At 33.1% G+C, this 18,816-nt stretch carries 20 protein-coding genes and 1 pseudogene; 8 read left to right on the plus strand and 13 right to left on the minus strand.

Translation table 11 applies throughout. The features are described 5' to 3' along the window. The first annotated feature begins 71 nt into the window (after positions 1 to 71). Positions 72 to 1,052: a PorP/SprF family type IX secretion system membrane protein gene (locus P8625_RS13425; protein ID WP_279650955.1), complete on the plus strand. Its 981-nt coding sequence runs from the start codon at positions 72 to 74 to the stop codon at positions 1,050 to 1,052. Between the two features lie 56 nt (positions 1,053 to 1,108). Here the strand turns inward: P8625_RS13425 and murI are convergent, their stop codons facing one another. The 8 genes from murI to P8625_RS13465 all read right to left on the minus strand — a co-directional run bounded on the left by murI (position 1,109) and on the right by P8625_RS13465 (position 9,050). Next, positions 1,109 to 1,903, minus strand: coding sequence for a glutamate racemase (gene murI / locus P8625_RS13430; protein ID WP_279650956.1), 795 nt, complete (start codon positions 1,901 to 1,903; stop codon positions 1,109 to 1,111). Positions 1,904 to 1,974: 71 nt separating this feature from the next. Then, positions 1,975 to 2,484, minus strand: a complete 510-nt coding sequence (locus P8625_RS13435; RefSeq protein ID WP_279650957.1) for an OmpH family outer membrane protein — start codon at positions 2,482 to 2,484, stop codon at positions 1,975 to 1,977. A 37-nt stretch (positions 2,485 to 2,521) separates the two neighbouring features. Further along, entirely contained in the window at positions 2,522 to 3,325 is an 804-nt protein-coding gene (locus P8625_RS13440; protein WP_279650958.1) for an OmpH family outer membrane protein, read from the minus strand. 61 nt (positions 3,326 to 3,386) lie between these two features. Beyond that, entirely contained in the window at positions 3,387 to 5,930 is a 2,544-nt protein-coding gene (gene bamA / locus P8625_RS13445; RefSeq protein WP_279650959.1) for an outer membrane protein assembly factor BamA, read from the minus strand. Beyond that, entirely contained in the window at positions 5,923 to 6,675 is a 753-nt protein-coding gene (locus P8625_RS13450; RefSeq protein WP_279650960.1) for an isoprenyl transferase, read from the minus strand. The genes bamA and P8625_RS13450 overlap by 8 nt, the downstream gene beginning before the upstream one ends. A gap of 2 nt (positions 6,676 to 6,677) precedes the next feature. Then, complete coding sequence (porG, locus tag P8625_RS13455; protein WP_279650961.1) at positions 6,678 to 7,367, minus strand: type IX secretion system protein PorG; 690 nt, start codon at positions 7,365 to 7,367, stop codon at positions 6,678 to 6,680. Positions 7,368 to 7,462: 95 nt separating this feature from the next. Next, positions 7,463 to 8,359, minus strand: a complete 897-nt coding sequence (locus P8625_RS13460; RefSeq protein ID WP_279650962.1) for an NAD kinase — start codon at positions 8,357 to 8,359, stop codon at positions 7,463 to 7,465. Between the two features lie 31 nt (positions 8,360 to 8,390). Beyond that, positions 8,391 to 9,050, minus strand: a complete 660-nt coding sequence (locus P8625_RS13465; protein WP_279650963.1) for a CBS domain-containing protein — start codon at positions 9,048 to 9,050, stop codon at positions 8,391 to 8,393. A 59-nt stretch (positions 9,051 to 9,109) separates the two neighbouring features. Between P8625_RS13465 and P8625_RS13470 the strand changes: the two genes are divergently transcribed. Both P8625_RS13470 and P8625_RS13475 read left to right on the plus strand, forming a co-directional pair. After that, entirely contained in the window at positions 9,110 to 9,823 is a 714-nt protein-coding gene (locus tag P8625_RS13470; RefSeq protein WP_279650964.1) for a pyridoxine 5'-phosphate synthase, read from the plus strand. A 2-nt stretch (positions 9,824 to 9,825) separates the two neighbouring features. Next, complete coding sequence (locus P8625_RS13475; protein ID WP_279650965.1) at positions 9,826 to 10,611, plus strand: alpha/beta fold hydrolase; 786 nt, start codon at positions 9,826 to 9,828, stop codon at positions 10,609 to 10,611. A 50-nt stretch (positions 10,612 to 10,661) separates the two neighbouring features. Here P8625_RS13475 and P8625_RS13480 read toward each other — a convergent pair whose 3' ends face one another. Next, a complete protein-coding gene (locus P8625_RS13480; protein ID WP_279650966.1) occupies positions 10,662 to 10,919 on the minus strand; it encodes a hypothetical protein in 258 nt (85 codons plus the stop codon). A 146-nt stretch (positions 10,920 to 11,065) separates the two neighbouring features. Here P8625_RS13480 and P8625_RS13485 point away from each other — a divergent pair, with 146 nt between their 5' ends. After that, positions 11,066 to 11,437 (plus strand): hypothetical protein, encoded by a 372-nt coding sequence (locus P8625_RS13485; RefSeq protein ID WP_279650967.1) that lies wholly within the window; start codon positions 11,066 to 11,068, stop codon positions 11,435 to 11,437. A gap of 25 nt (positions 11,438 to 11,462) precedes the next feature. On the opposite strand, the gene P8625_RS13490 is transcribed toward P8625_RS13485, so the two are convergent. Continuing rightward, a complete protein-coding gene (locus P8625_RS13490; RefSeq protein ID WP_279650968.1) occupies positions 11,463 to 11,909 on the minus strand; it encodes a TlpA family protein disulfide reductase in 447 nt (148 codons plus the stop codon). A gap of 65 nt (positions 11,910 to 11,974) precedes the next feature. Then, positions 11,975 to 12,382: a hypothetical protein gene (locus tag P8625_RS13495; RefSeq protein WP_279650969.1), complete on the minus strand. Its 408-nt coding sequence runs from the start codon at positions 12,380 to 12,382 to the stop codon at positions 11,975 to 11,977. A gap of 355 nt (positions 12,383 to 12,737) precedes the next feature. Between P8625_RS13495 and P8625_RS13500 the strand changes: the two genes are divergently transcribed. From P8625_RS13500 to clpX, 4 genes are all read left to right on the plus strand, one after another. Beyond that, positions 12,738 to 13,085: a phage holin family protein gene (locus tag P8625_RS13500; RefSeq protein WP_279650970.1), complete on the plus strand. Its 348-nt coding sequence runs from the start codon at positions 12,738 to 12,740 to the stop codon at positions 13,083 to 13,085. 132 nt (positions 13,086 to 13,217) lie between these two features. Further along, positions 13,218 to 14,540, plus strand: coding sequence for a trigger factor (gene tig / locus P8625_RS13505; protein ID WP_279650971.1), 1,323 nt, complete (start codon positions 13,218 to 13,220; stop codon positions 14,538 to 14,540). A 133-nt stretch (positions 14,541 to 14,673) separates the two neighbouring features. Continuing rightward, complete coding sequence (gene clpP / locus P8625_RS13510; RefSeq protein WP_279650972.1) at positions 14,674 to 15,333, plus strand: ATP-dependent Clp endopeptidase proteolytic subunit ClpP; 660 nt, start codon at positions 14,674 to 14,676, stop codon at positions 15,331 to 15,333. 90 nt (positions 15,334 to 15,423) lie between these two features. Beyond that, complete coding sequence (gene clpX / locus P8625_RS13515) at positions 15,424 to 16,662, plus strand: ATP-dependent Clp protease ATP-binding subunit ClpX (protein ID WP_279650973.1); 1,239 nt, start codon at positions 15,424 to 15,426, stop codon at positions 16,660 to 16,662. A gap of 117 nt (positions 16,663 to 16,779) precedes the next feature. On the opposite strand, the gene P8625_RS13520 is transcribed toward clpX, so the two are convergent. Together P8625_RS13520 and P8625_RS13525 are read right to left on the minus strand one after the other, a co-directional pair. Beyond that, the gene (locus P8625_RS13520) at positions 16,780 to 17,862 is read right to left on the minus strand and encodes a CNNM domain-containing protein (protein ID WP_279650974.1); all 1,083 of its coding nucleotides are present in this window, start codon (positions 17,860 to 17,862) and stop codon (positions 16,780 to 16,782) included. Between the two features lie 83 nt (positions 17,863 to 17,945). Then, positions 17,946 to 18,784 (minus strand): annotated as a pseudogene (locus tag P8625_RS13525) (DUF3078 domain-containing protein). Positions 18,785 to 18,816: the final 32 nt, after the last annotated feature.

Raw genomic sequence — 18,816 nt, forward strand, 5'->3', positions numbered from 1 at the left:
ACAAAAGATTGTCGTATTTTTTTAAAAACAGTTGATTATATTTGACAGCTATTATTATCCAATGAGCTTTAATGAGAAAAAGAATTACATATTCGTTACTTTTAGTATTGTTAATCAGTACTAAGAGTATTGCACAAGAAACATTACCAATTTATGCCGATTATTTGTCTGACAATGTATATTTGTTACACCCTGCAGCGGCTGGTATTGGCGATTGTGGAAAAATACGGTTAACAGCTCGCCAACAATGGTTAGGGGTCGATGATGCCCCTGCTTTACAAACAGCAAGTTTTCATGCAAAATTAGATGAGTACAGTAATACAGGGCTTGGTGTTATACTTTTTAACGATAAAAACGGGTATCATTCTCAAAAAGGTATTCAGGGTACCTATGCATACCATATTGATATGGGGAACGAAAACCTTTTTAATCAATTATCTTTTGGATTGTCTTTTTCTGTTGTTCAGAATGAAAGAGATCAAAGAACATTTGTAAACGATCCTGCCGTAAGTCAGGTTATTGAAAGTGATTTTTATTTCAATGCCGATTTTGGTATGGCGTATCATAAAAATGGATTGTCTTCATACTTTACCGTGAAAAACGTATTCTTGTCAGCAAAAAATAACTTAAATCAAAATTTTGAATCTTTCAATCTAAGAAATTATATATTGGGAGGAGGTTATTTTTTTGGAGACAGAGAAAAACTACAGTTTGAGCCCTCATTTATGTTTCAGTACAAGGAACAAACGGCAGAAAAGATTGCAGATGTGAACTTTAAAGTGTACAAAACCTTGAGTGAAACGCAATTATGGGCAGCATTATCGTATAGAAGAAGTTTTGATGGAAATGTATTTGGAGAAGCTCAATATATAACACCCATAGTTGGGGTTAATTATAAAAACTGGATGTTTGCTTATACCTATACACAGCAAACTGGCGATATTGTTTTTTCAAACGGAGGTTTTCATCAATTATCTTTAGGAATAAATTTGTTTTGTACAAAAAGAAGAGCGGCTGCTTGTCCTAATATCAACGGAAGTTTTACCTATTAATACGATGGCATTGCCTTTGTAAACGTATTACACAGATAATGAGAATGAATTTATTATTAAAAATCTAAGAAGCTAATCTTGCTGTTCTCATACTCTTTCAGCATAGCTTTTAAAACAGTGGTTTCTTTATTTATATAGAAGGTAGTGTTAGCTCTTTCAGAACTATTATTAAGTAGGTTTTGATTTGATAAAACATTTTTCACCTGTCTGGCTACAGCTTCACCAGAATCGATAATTGTTATATTTTTTCCTGCTATTTTCTGTATTTGAGGAAGTAAGTAAGGATAGTGTGTACAGCCTAAAACAATATAGTCGCATTTTTTCTCTAGCATAGGAGTTAGGTATTTATGTAAGAGAGAAGTCATTTCATCAGAATACATTTTTCCATCTTCTATTAATTCAACCAGACCTTCTCCAACTTGTTCTATAATCGTAATCTCATCACTTAAACTAGAGGCTGTTTTTTCAAATAATGCGCTATTTAAAGTGCCTTTTGTGGCAAGTATACCAACTTTTCCTGTTTTAGTGTTTAAAGAAGCAGGTTTAATAGCTGGTTCAATTCCTATAAAAGGAATCGTGTATTCATTTCTTAGATATTGAATAGCATTTGTCGTTGCTGTATTACAAGCAACAACAATGATTTTAGCTCCTTTTTTAATCAGTAGCTCAGTATTTTTAATAGATAAATTAACTATTTCTTGTGTTGTTTTTTGACCGTAGGGCGCATTTTTACTATCAGATAAATAAATAGTATTTTCATTGGGTAGTAGATGGTGAATTTCTTTCCAAATAGAAGTGCCTCCAATTCCAGAGTCAAAAATACCAATAGGTTGTTTTAGGTTAATTTTCATACAGAAAACAAAAATAAAAATCCTGCTGTTTAAACAGCAGGATTTCGATATAAAATATATTAATATTATTCTTAGAAGCCTAATTTAGCTCTTACTGCATCGTAAATATCTTCTCCTTTGTCGTAAACGATTAGACCTTTACCAGGAGCAGCATCAAGTACATAAATAATTCCTTTTTCAGCAGCTACAGCTTTAATAGCTTCTTCTGCTTTTTGCAAAATAGGAATGGTTTTTTCTTGATACTTCTTTTGCATTTCTTGACCAGCAGTTTGCTCAGCTTGCGCTATCTTTTGTCTGTCTTGTTGAACTTCGATAGCTCTTTTTTGGTTTACTTCTTGTGTTTGACTTTTACCTTCAGCTTCATATTTTTTCATTTTAGCCTCTAGTTTTTTGTACATAGTCTCAATATCGTCACGGTAGGTTTTATTAAGCTTTTCTAATTCTGCTTTCATAGCTTTTGTAGCAGGCATTTCAGCTAATAATTTATCAGTGTTAATATGTGCAGTTTTTTGTGCATTTGCCACACCACCTAATCCAATCGTAAAAATTGCAACTAATAATAACGTTTTTAAATGTTTCATCTTTGTTTAATTTAATTTAATGTTCTTTATTCTTGATTTATTTGTCCTTACTTGTGTCTTCTTCTTTTTTCTTTCTAGCTTCTTGTTGCGCCTTTAACAGTGCTTCTCTTTTCTCTTGCAACAGTTTTCTTTTTTCGGCTCTTTCTTTTAAACGTTGTTTTCTTTTTTCTTCAATTTGTTTAATTTTAGCAAGCCTATCTGCCTCTTTCTTATCCTTCAATTCATTTTTCTTGGCAATTTTTTCTTTTCGAGCTTCACTTAAATTGTCGTCTTTAAGTAATTCTTTTTTAGCATTAATTTTATCCTTTTTAGCTTGCTTCTTTTGGTCGATATTAATCATTTGTACAACGAGGTCGCTAATATCGTGTTTTTTGTTGGAATACAACATAACCAAGTCGCTCGATTTATCGAAAACGAAATCATATTTTTTTCTAGAAGCAATAGTTTGTACAGCGTTGTAAACTTGATCTTGTACAGGTTTTACTAACTGCTTTCTCAGATTGTACATATCGCCATTCGGACCAAAATATAGAGACTCTAATCTTCTAAGAGATTCTTGCTTTATATTAATATCTTCTTCGCGCTCTTCTATGAGTTCTTTTGTTAAAATAGCTTTTTCATTAGCTAAATCTGTTTTTAAAACTTCTATTGCACGAGCTTCCTTATCTAGTTTCGTTTTCCATCTTTCAACTTTTGAATCTAGAGAATTTTGTGCATCCATATATGCGGGAATATTCTGAAGAATATACTCCATGTCAATGTATGCAATACGTTGGTTTTTTTGGGCAACAGCGATACTGGCTAAAAGTAAAAGAACGATCGATAAAATATTTTTTTTCATCTTGTATAATGTATTTAGAAAAAACCGTGCCAAAACCGAAACCTATGATAAATGAATGATTTTAGAACTGTCTTCCAATTATAAAATGCGTTTGCCAACCAGATTTTTCGGTGAATCCTGGTAACGGATCGAAACCATGTGCGAAATCAATACCTAGCAATCCAAATGCAGGCATAAATATGCGAACACCTAACCCAGCAGAACGTTTTAATTTAAACGGATTAAAATCGCTAAAATTGTCATAAGAATTACCCGCTTCTAAAAATCCTAATGTATAAATAGAAGCAGAAGGTTTATCGGTAATAGAATAGCGTAACTCTAACTGGAACTTGTTATAGATAGCCCCTCCATCGATTGATGATATTCGGTTGTTTTCATATCCTCTTAAACCAACAATTTCTCGTCCGTCTAATTGTCCTTGTGCGATACCATCACCCCCAACAAAATACCTTTCTACAGGGGTTAATCCAAGTTTGTCATTATATTTTCCTAAATAACCCATTTCAAAATTAGACATTAAAACTAATTTATTAGCGAGTGAGGTATACCACTTTCCTTTTGCCGCGATTTTGTAGTATTCTAACCATTTGTATTTTTCGGCTAAATAATCTTGTCTTTCGTCTGGAGTTAGGTTGTCAGGTTCAGTGTAGTCTTTTCCGTTTACTAACGAGTACGGAAAAGTAGCTTTTGCTCTTAAGGTAAATTCAGAACCATAGGTTGGAAAAATTAAACTAGGACCTGCAGAGTTACGACTAAATGATACGGTGTAAGCTAAGTTGTTCAAATCTCCTTCACTAAGAATGTCATTAGATGAACCTACACGATACCCATAATTTTGTAATTCAATTCTTTGAAAACTAATGCTTTGTGCAAGGGTAAAATAGTCATCAGGCCATTTTAAACGCTTTCCTAGACCGATTGTAGCTCCAATAATACCCAAACTTTCGTTTTTATTTACCTCATTGGTTGTAAAATCAAAACGGTATTGATTTGATAGGTATACAGAAAAAGACAATGATTGTGGTGTTTTACCTCCTAGCCATGGCTCGCTAAACGAAAAGCTATAGGTGTTGAATGTTCTACTTGCTTGAAGTCGTAGAGATAAACTTTGTCCATCTCCCATTGGCAATGGTTTGTAGGCTTCTTTATTAAAGAGGTTTCTGATAGAAAAATTATTAAAAGAAAGTCCTAAGGTACCAATAAAAGATCCACCACCATAACCACCTTGTAATTCAATTTGGCTTCCGCCCTTTTCAACCACAGAAAATTCAATATCTGCTGTTTTATCTTGATAATTAGGTTTAACATCAGGAGTTACATTCGCATCGAAGAAACCTAACTGTCCGATTTCACGAATCGATCGTATAATATTTTCACGACTAAACAAGTCGCCAGGTTTTACGCGTAACTCTCTGTAAATTACATGATCGTTTGTTTTATCGTTTCCAGCGACAGATACTTTTTTAATCGTAGCAGGATCATCTTCTCTAATACGAACTTCAACGGTAATAGAGTCATTTTCTACTTTAGTTTCTACAGCGTTTATTTGAGAAAATAGGTACCCATTGTTGTGATATAATGTTTGGATATCTTGTGAAGATGGGGTTCCATCACCAGAAATTCGTTCTTTTAAAACTTTTCCGTTGTAAATATCACCTTTCTCAATTCGCAACATGTTGCTTAACTGTTCGTCTGTATACCTTTTGTTTCCAATAAAAAGAATTTCATCGAAACGGTATTGGCGACCTTCTTCTACTTTGATTTCAAGATTAATTGTATTGTCATCGTTCCAAACTACCTTGTCAGATAAAATTCTGGCATCTCGGTATCCGTTCTCGCTATATTTTTCAAGAATACTATTTAAGTCTTCTTTATAATCGTTTAAAATGTATTTTGAAGTTTTCCAGAAACGACCAAAAACCTTACGTTTGGTATTTTTCATGGCGCCTCTTAAGGTAGCGTCAGACATTGCTTCGTTTCCAGTAAAGTTAATTTCTTTAATTTTTATACGTTCACCTCTATCTATAAAAATAGACATGCTAACTGTGTTTACATCAGAAGTGTCTTTTTTGGTATCTAATGAAACTTTTGTTTTTAAGAAACCTTTATCAGTATATTTTTTCTGAATATAGTTACGTGTAGTTACGATAAGGTTGTCGGTAACCATTACACCTTTTTTTAATTCGGTTTCTTTTTTAATTTCTTTGACTTGAGATTTTTTTACCCCCGAGATAGTAACATCAGTTAACTGCGGTAATTCGGTAACATCGAACTGTAGATATACTGTTTCTCCATCGCGTTTAGATAAGTATACGTCTACTTCACTAAACTGTTTGCTTTCGTATAGTTTTTTAATAGCACTTGTAAGTTTGTCTCCTGGTAGTTTTACAGGTTGTCCTTGTGCCAAGCCAGTATATACTCTTACTGTTTGTTCACTAAATTTTTGTAAACCAGTTATTGTTATACCTCCTAAAATATATTCTTTTCCTTTTTCATAAGAAATAATATTAGTGGTAGTACTGTCTTTAGGAATTGTGTTTTGTGCTTGCGTACTCACCGAAAAAACGGCGATAAAATATACTAGTAAATACGAATATTTATTCATTGGTCTCAATCTGTTCACTGGTTTTTCCAAATCTTCTCTCTCTGTTTTGATAATCGATTATTGCATCGTAAAGATGTTGTTTTCTAAAATCTGGCCACAATACATCATCAAAATATAATTCAGCGTATGCTATTTGCCAAAGTAGATAATTGCTTATTCTTTGTTCTCCACTTGTGCGTATTAATAAATCAACATCGGGCAAATTAAACGTATATAAATGATTATTTATAATTTTATCGTTGATTTTTTCAATTTCTATTTCTTTATTAACAACTTTTTTTGATATGTTTTTGATTGCGTTAACAATTTCTTCTCTAGAACCGTAACTTAAAGCAAAGGTTAATGTGAAATTGGTGTTGTTTTTAGTTGCGTCGATAACACTATTTAATACTTTTTGGGCATTGTTAGGCAAACTATCTATACTACCAATAGCATTTATTTTTACATTTTTGCGTTGAAATTCTGGGAGTTCTTTTTTTAAGCTAGTTACTAATAAACTCATTAAAGCGTCTACTTCAAGTTTTGGGCGACTCCAATTCTCAGTAGAAAATGCATAAAGTGTTAAAAATTTCACACCCAATTCTGAGGCTGTATCGGCAGTTTCTCTAATGGCTGTTAATGCATTTCGATGACCAAAAACACGTTGCATCCCTTTACTCTTTGCCCACCTACCATTACCATCCATAATAATGGCTATATGGTTTGGTATATTTTGTAAGTTAATGCGTTGTAGTTTTTCGTTCATATTTATTCTGCTATACCACCAAAACAAGGAGGTCTTCCAAAGGTGTACACCAAAGAAATACCAGTAAATACATACCAATCATTTCCATTACCTCCAAAGTTTAATGAGTCTATTTTGTCTGTTGTAAAGTCAATATCGTCTACCAATGTAAATCGTACACCTGTTTCAAAAGCTATTGCGAAATTATCAGCTAATCTTCCTTTAATTCCTACTCCTACAGGTAAAGTGTACGAAAATGTACTTTTTAACAGTATGTTGTTGCTAGAGGCAGAAGGTTCTGGACTTCTGTAATTAAAAGCTGCAAATTCAGCTAAGATATAGGGGGTAAATGTACTCGTGTAATCGTTAATGTTATAATGAAAGAAATTAAATTCGACACCGGCGGCAAATTCGTGTATAGTATTAGAAAAGCTAAATTGTCCGCCAGGCCTATTTTTACGATAAGGGTTGTCGGCATTTTTATCATTACCAGAAACAGGGATGAATGTATAGGTGCCTCGTAAAGCAATTCGAGGGTTTAAGTTGTATTTATACACTAAACCTCCAGCTATCTTATTTGGATAGATGTAATTGGTGCTACCTATATCTCCTACATAATTCGATCCTCCAGCAAAAAAACCGACTTCGTGTGTTTGTGATTGTAAAGGTATTACAGCACAAGTTACTAATATTAATAAAATAAATTCTCTCATTGTGAAATAGCGTGCAAATATAGGGAATTGAATTTGCTTTAAAAAGTTAATAATCTGTCTTTTTGATTAACTTTTTTTTTAGAGATTTATTGTAATTATAACGATTCGTTTCGTGTATCTTCTCCCCATAAAAGTTTTCCTCGTAAAGTATTTAAGTAAGATTGATTTTTTGGAACAATAGTTTTTATACTAAATGGTGCTTTTTGAATTTTTATTTTCGTTTCTAAAGAAACTGTGGCGATACGAGAATCTAAAGAAATTAAAAAGTCTTTCTCACGAGCACTCACTTCAAGGTGAATGTCTGTATTATCAGGTATCACCATCGGTCTGGCATTTAAGTTATGTGGTGCTATAGGAGTGATTACAAAACTCTTCGAATCGGGTAAAATTACAGGGCCATCACAACTAAGTGAATATCCTGTAGAGCCCGTTGGAGTAGCTATTATCAGTCCGTCAGCCCAATAGTTGGTCAAATATTCGTTGTTTAAATAAGTTTTAATACCTATCATCGAGGTGGTATTTCTTCTGGCTATGGTTACCTCGTTAAGAGCGAAATTTAATTCAGAAAAATCTTTGGTAGCAGGTGATGTTTCTATTTGCAACAAAGAACGCTCTTGAATAGTGTATTCTTTTTCAAGCATTAAATTAACTGCCTCTTTAATTTGATCTTTTTGAATGGTAGCTAAGAAACCCAAACGCCCTGTGTTTATTCCCATAATAGGAATATTTAAGTTGCGAATGTAAGTAACAGCTCTTAAAATGGTGCCATCTCCACCTATGGTAAATAGTAAATCAAACGTATCTGATAAATCGTTGTAATGCGAAAAGGTGGGGTATTTTTTATGAAGCGAATTGTTTTCTACAAATAAATTGTAAAATTGCTGTTCGAAGAAAACAACAATATTGTGCTTTTCTAATACAGTTAAAAGAATTTTTACTTCTTTTTCTGCTCGCATCGTATAAGCTTGTCCGTAAATAGCGACTTTTTTCACGTGTAAATACTGGTTTTAGTTGTTGAAAAAATTACATATCTAAGTACCTTCTTAAATAAGCAGCTCTATCTTTTAATTCTTCTAAATAAAAATCATCTTCGTGTTGCGTAATCACATTGTAACCATACCTGCGAAATGTTTGAATAATTTCATTAACTTCTTCAGAAACAATTTTAAGTGTCACTTCAACGCTATTCATATTTTCAGAAGAAATGTAAGCGCCTAATAATTTACCGTTATTGGTTTCAACTATTTGTGCTACTTGGCTCATAGAATAATCGGTTTTATTCCTATCAATAATCAACGTATCACTTTCGTTATGTAAAAAAGGACTGTTGGCAAAGGCATCTAAAATATCACACAATTCATAATACCCAACGTACTGCATTTCTTTGTTAAGAACAGGAATTAAGTTTGAGTCATTATCGGCAAATAATGCTATTAAATCAAGCAATGTAGCGTTCTCATCTGTGTAAAAGTGGTCTAACAAGTAAGAGTACTCACTAAGTGTACGATTTTTATTTTCAATTGTTTGAATATCACTTTCTGGCAAACAGCCTATTAATTTATTGTTTTCTACAACAGGTATATGAGTTATAGGTAAGTCTTTGCACAGATTCTGAGCGCTTCTAACCGTGCTGTTTAGCGTTAACGCTTTTATTTCTTTTAATATAAAATCATTGATTTTCATCAGTACGAATATAGTTTAAAATGTTGGAATGCGTTACCTTTGCGGTCTAATTTTACAATATGACAAAGTTAAGCGTTAATATTAATAAAATAGCAACACTTCGTAATTCTAGAGGAGGAAATGTGCCTAATTTACTGCAAGTAGCAACCGATATACAAGAATTCGGTGCAGAAGGAATTACCATTCACCCAAGACCCGATGAACGTCATATTCGGTATCAAGACGCCTATGATTTAAAGTCCATTGTAAATACCGAGTACAATATCGAAGGAAATCCGATAGCTAAATTCAAGCAAATGGTATTAGAAATTAAACCAACGCAAGTAACCTTGGTGCCTGATAGTGTTGATCAAATTACCTCAAATGCTGGTTGGGATACGCTAACACACCAATCGTATTTGCAAGAAGTAATTGCCGAATTTAAAAACGCAGGAATTCGAACTTCTATTTTTATTGATGCTGATTTAAAACTGATTGAAGCTGCTACAAAAACAGGAACGGATAGAATTGAATTGTATACCGAAGAATTTGCTACACAATACGAAAAAGGAAACAAAGAGGCGGTAAAACCGTATGCCGAAGCTGCTATTTTGGCAAATGAATTAGGATTGGGAGTAAACGCAGGGCATGATTTAAGTTTAGATAATATTCAATTTTTTAAACAACAGGTTCCTCATTTAGCCGAGGTGTCTATCGGGCATGCATTAATTTCTGAAAGTTTGTATTTAGGCTTAGAAAATGTGATAAATATGTATTTACACCGTTTGCAATAATTATGGAGGTATTACATTCAAAAATAGTGGGTGAAGGACAACCGTTGCTTATTTTGCATGGATACTTTGGCATGGGTGATAATTGGAAGTCGCATGCAAACAAATTTGCTGAAGACGGTTTTGAAGTGCATTTAATAGACCAGCGAAACCATGGAAGAAGCTTTCATGCAGATGCCTTTGATTATGAGTTGTTGGTTAGCGATTTGCACAATTATATACAACACCACAATTTAACCAAAGTTGATTTGCTAGGGCACTCCATGGGAGGTAAAACAGCCATGTTGTTTGCTACTAAACATTCTGAATTGGTCCGTAAACTATTGGTAGCCGATATATCACCAAGAGAGTACCCACCGCATCACCACGAAATTCTAGCGGCCTTAAACGCTGTAGATTTTTCGGTACAAACCTCACGTACGTTAATCGATAAAAAACTAGCAGAGCTAATTCCAGAAAAAGGAATACGTCAATTTTTAGCAAAAAACGTATACAGAAAAACAAAGGATGAATTGGCATTTCGTTTCAACTTACCATCGTTAACAGAAAATAATAGTGAAGTAGGTGTTGCACTACCACCTTTTACCGTTTTTGAAGGAGACACCTTGTTTTTGCGCGGAGCCAATTCAAGATATATTTCTGAAGAAGATGAACCCTTAATTCAAGCACATTTTCCGAATGCCGAAATCAAAACGATAATTAGAGCAGGGCATTGGTTGCATGCTGAAAACCCAAAAGATTTTTACAAAGAAGCGGTTTTTTTTTTAACAATAAACGAGGGAGGATGTTAATTCCTTACCCTCGTTTAGTATAGTCGCCCCCCGGCGAAAAACAACATGTGTTAAGAGATGTTATCGTTAATTTCGTTCATTAAATTGTTAATATTCTCGCAAAGAGCCTGTTGGTTTTTCATGTAACTATGAAATACCTCTACAATAGCTTTTTCAATAGCTAAGTTATTTCTCTTGCCAGAATATACTTTTTGTATGGTTTCTAAAGAAAAATGATGGCCATTTTGTAATAGGTGTTTTTTTACCTTCTCACGGTACTTTGGAGGTTTGATTTTTTCTAATTCTTCTCGTTGTATAGCAGTTATCATAAAAACTCAAATTGTTTTTTAGGAATTAATAGCGCTTTTTAATTTATATTTGTACGTATCCTGTACTTATTACGAAGTAAAGATACAAACAAAAAACTAAAAAAGAAAACAAAATTTAATAAATTTTAGAAAAAAGTTATTTTTGAATGGGCGATTTTGTAGATGAAACATATAAAAGGGTAGAAGAGATAATTAACTACAAAAGACTTAATATCAGGTCTTTTGAAGAGATTATTCAGGTGTCTAACAATTCTATCGGTACAGCAATTAGAAGAAAATCGTCTTTTAAAAGTAATGTATTAAACAAAATTCTAAATTCCTTTCCAGAAATAAATCCAACATGGCTACTCACTGGTAAAGGAGAAATGTCGTTGGCTATAAGTGGTGAACCACCGTTGGTGTACGATATATCAGATATCGACAGTCGTATAAAAGACAATTTGCTACACCTGTTACAAGAAGACGAGGAAGTGCAAGAAGTAATAGCCGTTAAAGTATCAGAAGTCTTAAAAAAATAAGTATTCAATAATTTACTTTAAAAATTTAACCATTATTTTGAGTTAAACTTTCCAAAGCATAGTACAATCTGTTTTGGGCATTCTCTTGCGAGCCGAAGATTGAGCGATACACTTCGCCTTTGGGGGTAAGCAATACCCATTGCGGCGTTCCTTCCGACTGAAAAAAATCATACATTTTGTGGTCGTTGTCTATATAAATAGGAAACGGAAGCTCGTTAACAGTAAAAATACTTAGAATATCCTCTTTAGAAACAGTGTTGCTGTTAAAGTTACTATGAATACCAATAACCTCAATGTCTTGATAAGTTTGCTTGAATTGATACGCTAGCGGAATAGCTCTACCAGTACAGCCCAAGCAAGCATTGTTGTAAAACAATAATAATAGAATCTTGTTAGCATACTTTGTAAGAATATCCACTTCATTTTGATGAAAATCGGTGACTTTTATAGAGGTTATAATGTTGTTTATCACGTATTGAATTTTGTTGATTGAAGAAAATAGAAATGGTTAGAATGAATAATCCTTGGTTTTTGTTTTTATAAATGCATTAGCGCTATAATGAACTCAAAGATAAAGTTTAAAAATAAAAGTCTATTGAATTTAAAATAACCATAAACTATGATGAAAAAGTTGATGATTCCAATAACTAAAATAGCAATTTTTACAAAACTACTTTCAGGAATATATAGTTGAAGTATCGAAAAAGCCAATACAGTAGAAAAAAGTACACTATTTATAATTAAGATTACCATCTCGTTGGTTGGTATATCTTTTTTGAGATTGAAAGCCAGCCGAATAGGTAAAAAATAAAAAGCAAACAAAAGTGCAAAAAAAGAATATACGAATACAGGAATTGCTTCTTTGGTGGTAATAAATAACAATGCACATGCAATTATTGCGAATAGATAGTCTCTTTTTGTTTCAATACTTGTTAATTTTTCCATAAATTCCTAAATGCGCATCACTACCACAAAAGTAATAGATTTTTGTTAGTATGCTTTGTAAATACATCAACTCCATTTTGATGAAACGGGAAACTTTTATAAAGGTTGCAATGCGGCGGGTACTTATTTTTGGTTTTTAAATATAGTTTTCTGTTATAATACATGACAATTTACGATTACCAAATCTATAATATATTTATTCAAAACTAAAACAACGTTTTTAAACCTGCCAAAACAGCAGGTTGCCGTTTTTGGTATGGTTGTGGTAATGTCTACGTAGTGTTACGAATTCATAGTTTTAGCGAAAAAAAGAGTAATTTTATAATTCGTAACCAACCAAATAAAAGAAAGAAAAATGAGAACATTTTTAAAGATATTATTAACAGCATTGGCAGTAATTGTATTGGCAAAAATTTTACCAGGAGTAACCGTGTCTGGCTATACTACTGCAGTAATTGTAGCAGTAGTTATTGCGTTGTTAAACCTAATTGTGCGTCCGTTATTAGTGTTTTTTACACTACCAGCCACCATTATTACGCTAGGGTTGTTCCTTTTTGTAATTAATGCAGTTATCATATTACTGGCAGATAAATTGGTGTCAGGATTTGCGGTAAGCGGTTTTTTTACAGCACTTTTATTTAGTGTATTGCTGTCAGTTTTCAGATCGCTACTCTTTTCACTATTAAAAGAAGGAGACGAATAAGCGCCCTAAAACATTAAAAACTAGAAAGTAATGAAGGTGAAAAAGATGCTATTCTTATTGCTAAAAGTCTTGGTTATCAATAAATAAAGTAGTAATTTTGCACCCGATTTTTTTAAGAAACAGATTTTTAAGATGAATATAACAAAAGAAAACGTAGATGCATTAAATGCAGTTGTAAAAGTTGATATTGTTGCAGAAGATTATCAAGATAAAGTAACAAAAGTATTAAACGATTACCGTAAAACGGCTAACATTCCTGGATTTAGAAAAGGTCATGTACCAATGGGAATGGTAAAAAAGCAATACGGAAAATCAGTAATGATCGATGAAGTAAACAAGCTTTTACAAGAATCGTTAAATAAATTCTTAGTTGAAGAAAAGTTAGATATCTTAGGTAATCCATTACCAAGAGTTCAAGAAGATTTCAATTGGGATGCTGACAAGTTCTCTTTTGAATTTGAATTAGGATTAGCTCCTGAATTTGAGGTAAACTTACAACCAGAGAACAAAGTAACACAATATAACATTGTTGCTACCGACGAGTTAATCGAAAAAGAAATTGAAAACATTCAATCTCGTTACGGTAAAATGTCTGCCAAAGACGAAGTTACAGAAGAAACGAATGTAACAGGTACTTTTGTAAACGAAGAGAAAGAAATCAACAAAAAATCTACTATTTCTGTAAAAGATATCAAAGGAAAAGCAAATGTAGAAATGTTTGTAGGAGCCAAAGTAGGAGACGTTTTAGAATTAGAAACTAAAGACTTATTCGAAGACGAGCACAAGTTACAAGGAGCTTTAGGCGTGTCTCACGACGAAGTTCACGACCTAGACATTCCTGTAACATTTACCATTGAAGAAATTACTGAAATAGAACCAGCAGAGTTAGATCAAGAATTATTCGATAAGTTATTTGCTGACGGAAGTGTAAAAACTGTGACTGAATTAAAAGACAAAATTAAAGAAGACGCAGAAAGACAATTCCAACAACAAGCAGACCAACAATTGCTAAACGCAATTACCGAAAACTTAGTAGATAATACGAAGTTCGATTTACCAGCTGAATTCTTACAAAAGTGGTTGCAAACTGCAGGAGAAAAAGAATTATCTACTGAAGAAGCAATCGAAGAATACAACAAGTCTGAAAAAGGATTACGTTACCAATTAATCGAAGGAAAGATTATGAAGGATAACGATATTAAATTAGACTATGCAGAGTTAGTAGATTATGCTAAAGGATTTATTAGAGCGCAAATGGCACAATTTGGTAATATGAATCCAGAAGAAAAAGAATTAGATGATATCGCAGGAAGAATCTTACAAAATCAAGACGAAGCACGTCGTTTACAAGAGCAACTAATTTCTCAAAAATTATTAGCTTTTTATAAAGAGAACATGAGTTTTGATACAAAAGAAGTTTCTTACGAAGATTTTATCAAAGAAGTATACAAGTAATAAGCAATTGCTAAAATTTATACCAAAAAACCTGAATGTACATTCAGGTTTTTTTAGCCATGAATTCTAACAAACATACTAACGAAATAGTTCTTATATTTACATCTTTTATAAACCAAAAAACATTTTAAAAATGGATTACGGAAAAGAGTTCGAAAAATACGCAACAAAACACCACGGAATAAATAGCAACTACCTAGGAAAAATAACCAGTAGCTTAACTCCATACATTATGGAAGAACGCCAAATGAACATTACTCAAATGGATGTTTTCTCTCGTTTAATGATGGATAGAATCATTTTTTTAGGTACAGGAATTAACGACCAAGTTGCGAATGTAATTCAAGCGCAATTGTTATTCTTAGAAAGTGTAGATGCTACTAAAGATATTTCAATCTATATCAACTCACCAGGAGGTGGAGTGTATGCAGGTTTAGGTATTTACGATACCATGCAATTTATTAAACCAGATGTAGCTACCATTTGTACAGGTATGGCAGCTTCTATGGGAGCCGTATTAATGTGTGCAGGAGAAAAAGGAAAGCGTTCAGCATTGCCACACTCTCGCATTATGATTCACCAACCATTAGGTGGAGCACAAGGACAAGCATCGGATATTGAAATTACAGCTCGTGAAATCTTAAAATTGAAAGATGAGTTGTACGAAATTATCGCCAAGCATTCAGGTCAAACCATAGAAAAAGTAAACAAAGATTCTGATAGAGATTACTGGATGAAAGCCGAAGAAGCAAAAGCTTACGGAATGGTAGACGAAATTTTAATTAGAAAATAATTTTTGCGTTAAGCAACAAGCCACATGCTATAAGCCCTACATTAAAGTGCTTGCATAATGCCTAAAGCTTAAAGCCCAAAGCCTAAGATAATGTCGAAAGAAGAAAATTTACAATGTTCCTTTTGTGGGCGTAAAAAACCAGAAACCGATTTGTTAATCGCAGGTTTAGATGCACATATATGCGATAAATGTATTGAGCAAGCTCATGGAATTGTAGAAGAGGAAATAGCTGAAGCTAGAACAAGTGATTTATCAAAAGATCTTACGTTAAAGAAGCCGAAAGAAATTAAAGATTTTTTAGATGAATACATCATCGGGCAAGATCAAACCAAAAGAGCCATGTCTGTAGCAGTATACAATCACTATAAAAGATTGTTGCAAACCAGAGATGATGAAGATGAGGTAGAGATTGAAAAATCAAACATTATTTTAGTTGGAGAAACAGGAACCGGAAAAACCTTGGTTGCTCGTACCATCGCCAAAATGTTAAACGTACCATTTTCTATTGTAGATGCTACTGTATTAACCCAAGCAGGTTATGTTGGAGAAGACGTAGAAAGTATTTTAAGCCGTTTGTTGCAAGCAGCCGATTATGATGTTGAAAAAGCAGAAAGAGGTATTGTATTTATTGATGAAATAGACAAGATAGCACGCAAAGGAGATAATCCGTCAATTACTCGAGATGTTTCTGGAGAAGGAGTGCAACAAGCATTGTTAAAGCTGTTGGAAGGAGCTGTGGTAAACGTGGCTCCAAAAGGAGGAAGGAAGCATCCAGAACAAAAGTTTATTGAGGTAAATACCAAAGATATTTTATTTATAGCAGGAGGGGCATTTTCTGGTATCGATAGAATTATAAGCAAGCGTTTAAATATGCAAGCAGTTGGGTATAGTGCTTCGGTAGAAGAAGATAAAGTCGATCACGATAATTTATTGCAGTACATTACTCCGTTAGATTTAAAATCTTTTGGTTTAATTCCAGAAATTATAGGTCGCTTGCCTGTGTTGAGTTATATGAATCCGTTAGATGAAAAAACGTTGAGAGCTATTTTAACGGAGCCTAAAAATTCTATAATAAAGCAATACACCAAACTCTTTGCGATGGATGATGTTGAGTTTTCGATGACAGAGGAGGCTTTGCAGTTTATTGTGAGTAAAGCGGTAGAATATAAATTAGGAGCTCGTGGATTGCGTTCTTTGTGTGAAGCTATTTTAACAGATGCCATGTTTGAAATGCCAAGCTCAGAAGAAAAAGAGTTTAAAGTAACAAAAGAATACGCAGAAGCAAAACTAACAAAATCAGCCTTAAAAAAATTAAAAGCAGCTTCTTAGCAAATGTAAAGTAGTTTGTTGCTTACAAAGTAAGGCACAAAAAAATATCGAGGATTTTAACTTTATAAAGTTAAAATCCTCGATATTTTTTATGTACTCGTTAGCGTTATAAAAGTTTTATTCGGTTGTTTCCGTTTCAGAATCATTAATAATCCCTAGCCTTTTAGCACGCTGTTCCCAGCTTTTTCTTGCTAAACTTTGTAGGTTGGCAACGTTGTCGCTTTCGTCCATAATTTCATATCCCAAAAGCGTTTCTATAACATCTTCTTGAGTAACCAAGCCACTTACGGCTCCGTACTCATCAACAACTAAGGCTAAATGCTCTCTTTGCTCTATTAATTTTTCAAATAAATTAGGAATCGATAATTCTCTATTGGCGATGATAATATCTCTTTTAATGGTTTTTAAAGGCTCGTTTCCTTTGTTATCTACCAAAGAAAGCAAAAGTTGGTCTTTTAAAACATAGCCCGTAATATTATCGGGGTTTTCAGAATATACAGGAATTCTTGAAAAGCGTAAAGGTCTGTTTTCGTTAAAGAAAGATTCAATGCTTTGGTTTTCATCAGCAGTAGTAAGAACCGTACGCGGTGTCATAATATGCTTGGCTTGAACTTCTTTAAAATTAAGCATATTTCGAATTACCGTACCTTCGCTTTCTTGAAAAACACCTTCTTGCTCTGCAATATCTGTCATGGCAGAAAAATCTTCTCTACTTAAAACACTTTCACCATGTGCCCCTTTGCCAAATAATTTTGTAAATAACTGAAGCACCCAAATAATACCTGTGTATTTACAAATGAATATCAGTACATTTAAAGCTTTGGTGGTAAAAGCTGCTAGAGATCTCCAATAGGTAGCTCCAATGGTTTTAGGGATGATTTCAGAAGCAACTAAAATCAAAATTGTCATGACAGCAGAAACGATAAAAACACCATTTCCTTCATCATTAAATATTTTTTTTGCTTGCGCACCAACCAAGATGGCACCAACCGTATGTGCAATAGTATTTACAGTTAAAATTGCAATTAAAGGTTTGTCTACATCTTTTTTTAAGGTTTCAAGATCGTTAGCATAAGCTTTCTCTTCTTTCTTTTTTACATTTATAAAAGTAGGCGTAACACTTAACAAAACAGCTTCTAGAATAGAGCATAAAAAAGAAAAAAAGATAGATAAGGCGGCGTAAACAATTAATAATGTCATTTGGTTAAAAATTTTAGGCTAAAATACATAAAAAAGAAAACCCCAAGATATGTTCTTGAGGTTTTATCACAATATTGAGTTTTTTACAATCCATAGTTTATACCCAAACCAAATACTTCTCTTGTTTGAAAACCTTCAAAAGCATTGTCGTCGTAAATTGCTTGCATAGAAAGGTTGGCAGATAAGTATTCGTTCACTTTCATAACCACATTAACGGTATAATCAATATCTACATTTTGAAAGTCTTCTAAATAATTACTGTAAAGATTTAAAATGTTTTCTACAGATACATTTTTCATTACATTCAATTTGTAGTAGGCATTCACAGCAGCCCCTAATTCATAACGAGTCGTTTCGCCTTGCTGCACGCCAAAAGCTGGACCAAAAGTTGTTAAATCTTTATCTACATATATTAATTTAGAAGTTGCAGGAGCAATATTTACTTTTAAATTATCACTCTTCTTCCATAACATACCAGGACCTAATTGGAAATAGGCTGGAGAAAAGAAGTGAGAAGTTTGCACATCTTGAACATAGGTTGAAGATAGTTGCGTTTTAAAGTTGAAAAATGCTGAATAATACCAGTATCCACTTGCTTTTTTACCTGCTAAAGAATTCAGTTCTAAACGATCGTCTGTTTTTTGTAATTCTTGTCCTCTTAATTTAGTTAAACCATAAGAAGCAATTAATTTATTATCCCAATTCCAATCCCCTTTAGCATAATTAAAATCATAATTTAAGCCAAGAGTACCAGAAATATTGTTTGTACCACCAGCTAACCAATTGTTAAAAGCAGATTGGTTGAATAAAAAAGAAACAGTACCACTTTTTTTCCAACCTTCTTTAACTTCCTCTTTTTTTCTTCTTGTGCATTGGCTGTCAAAGTTCCAAATAAAACAGCAAGTGCTAATAATTTTTTCATTGTAATAATTTTAAATTAATTTTAGGGCAGCG

This window comes from Tenacibaculum tangerinum (assembly GCF_029853675.1).
Classification (GTDB): domain Bacteria; phylum Bacteroidota; class Bacteroidia; order Flavobacteriales; family Flavobacteriaceae; genus Polaribacter; species Polaribacter tangerinum_A.

Coding starts and splice junctions, on each gene's coding strand:
- P8625_RS13425 (WP_279650955.1), top strand. CDS start 72: ATGAGAAAAAGAATTACATATTCGTTACTTTTAGTATTGTTAATCAGT.
- murI (WP_279650956.1), bottom strand. CDS start 1,903: ATGAAAATTAACCTAAAACAACCTATTGGTATTTTTGACTCTGGAATT.
- P8625_RS13435 (WP_279650957.1), bottom strand. CDS start 2,484: ATGAAACATTTAAAAACGTTATTATTAGTTGCAATTTTTACGATTGGA.
- P8625_RS13440 (WP_279650958.1), bottom strand. CDS start 3,325: ATGAAAAAAAATATTTTATCGATCGTTCTTTTACTTTTAGCCAGTATC.
- bamA (WP_279650959.1), bottom strand. CDS start 5,930: ATGAATAAATATTCGTATTTACTAGTATATTTTATCGCCGTTTTTTCG.
- P8625_RS13450 (WP_279650960.1), bottom strand. CDS start 6,675: ATGAACGAAAAACTACAACGCATTAACTTACAAAATATACCAAACCAT.
- porG (WP_279650961.1), bottom strand. CDS start 7,367: ATGAGAGAATTTATTTTATTAATATTAGTAACTTGTGCTGTAATACCT.
- P8625_RS13465 (WP_279650963.1), bottom strand. CDS start 9,050: ATGAAAATCAATGATTTTATATTAAAAGAAATAAAAGCGTTAACGCTA.
- P8625_RS13470 (WP_279650964.1), top strand. CDS start 9,110: ATGACAAAGTTAAGCGTTAATATTAATAAAATAGCAACACTTCGTAAT.
- P8625_RS13475 (WP_279650965.1), top strand. CDS start 9,826: ATGGAGGTATTACATTCAAAAATAGTGGGTGAAGGACAACCGTTGCTT.
- P8625_RS13480 (WP_279650966.1), bottom strand. CDS start 10,919: ATGATAACTGCTATACAACGAGAAGAATTAGAAAAAATCAAACCTCCA.
- P8625_RS13485 (WP_279650967.1), top strand. CDS start 11,066: ATGGGCGATTTTGTAGATGAAACATATAAAAGGGTAGAAGAGATAATT.
- P8625_RS13495 (WP_279650969.1), bottom strand. CDS start 12,382: ATGGAAAAATTAACAAGTATTGAAACAAAAAGAGACTATCTATTCGCA.
- P8625_RS13500 (WP_279650970.1), top strand. CDS start 12,738: ATGAGAACATTTTTAAAGATATTATTAACAGCATTGGCAGTAATTGTA.
- tig (WP_279650971.1), top strand. CDS start 13,218: ATGAATATAACAAAAGAAAACGTAGATGCATTAAATGCAGTTGTAAAA.
- clpP (WP_279650972.1), top strand. CDS start 14,674: ATGGATTACGGAAAAGAGTTCGAAAAATACGCAACAAAACACCACGGA.
- clpX (WP_279650973.1), top strand. CDS start 15,424: ATGTCGAAAGAAGAAAATTTACAATGTTCCTTTTGTGGGCGTAAAAAA.
- P8625_RS13520 (WP_279650974.1), bottom strand. CDS start 17,862: ATGACATTATTAATTGTTTACGCCGCCTTATCTATCTTTTTTTCTTTT.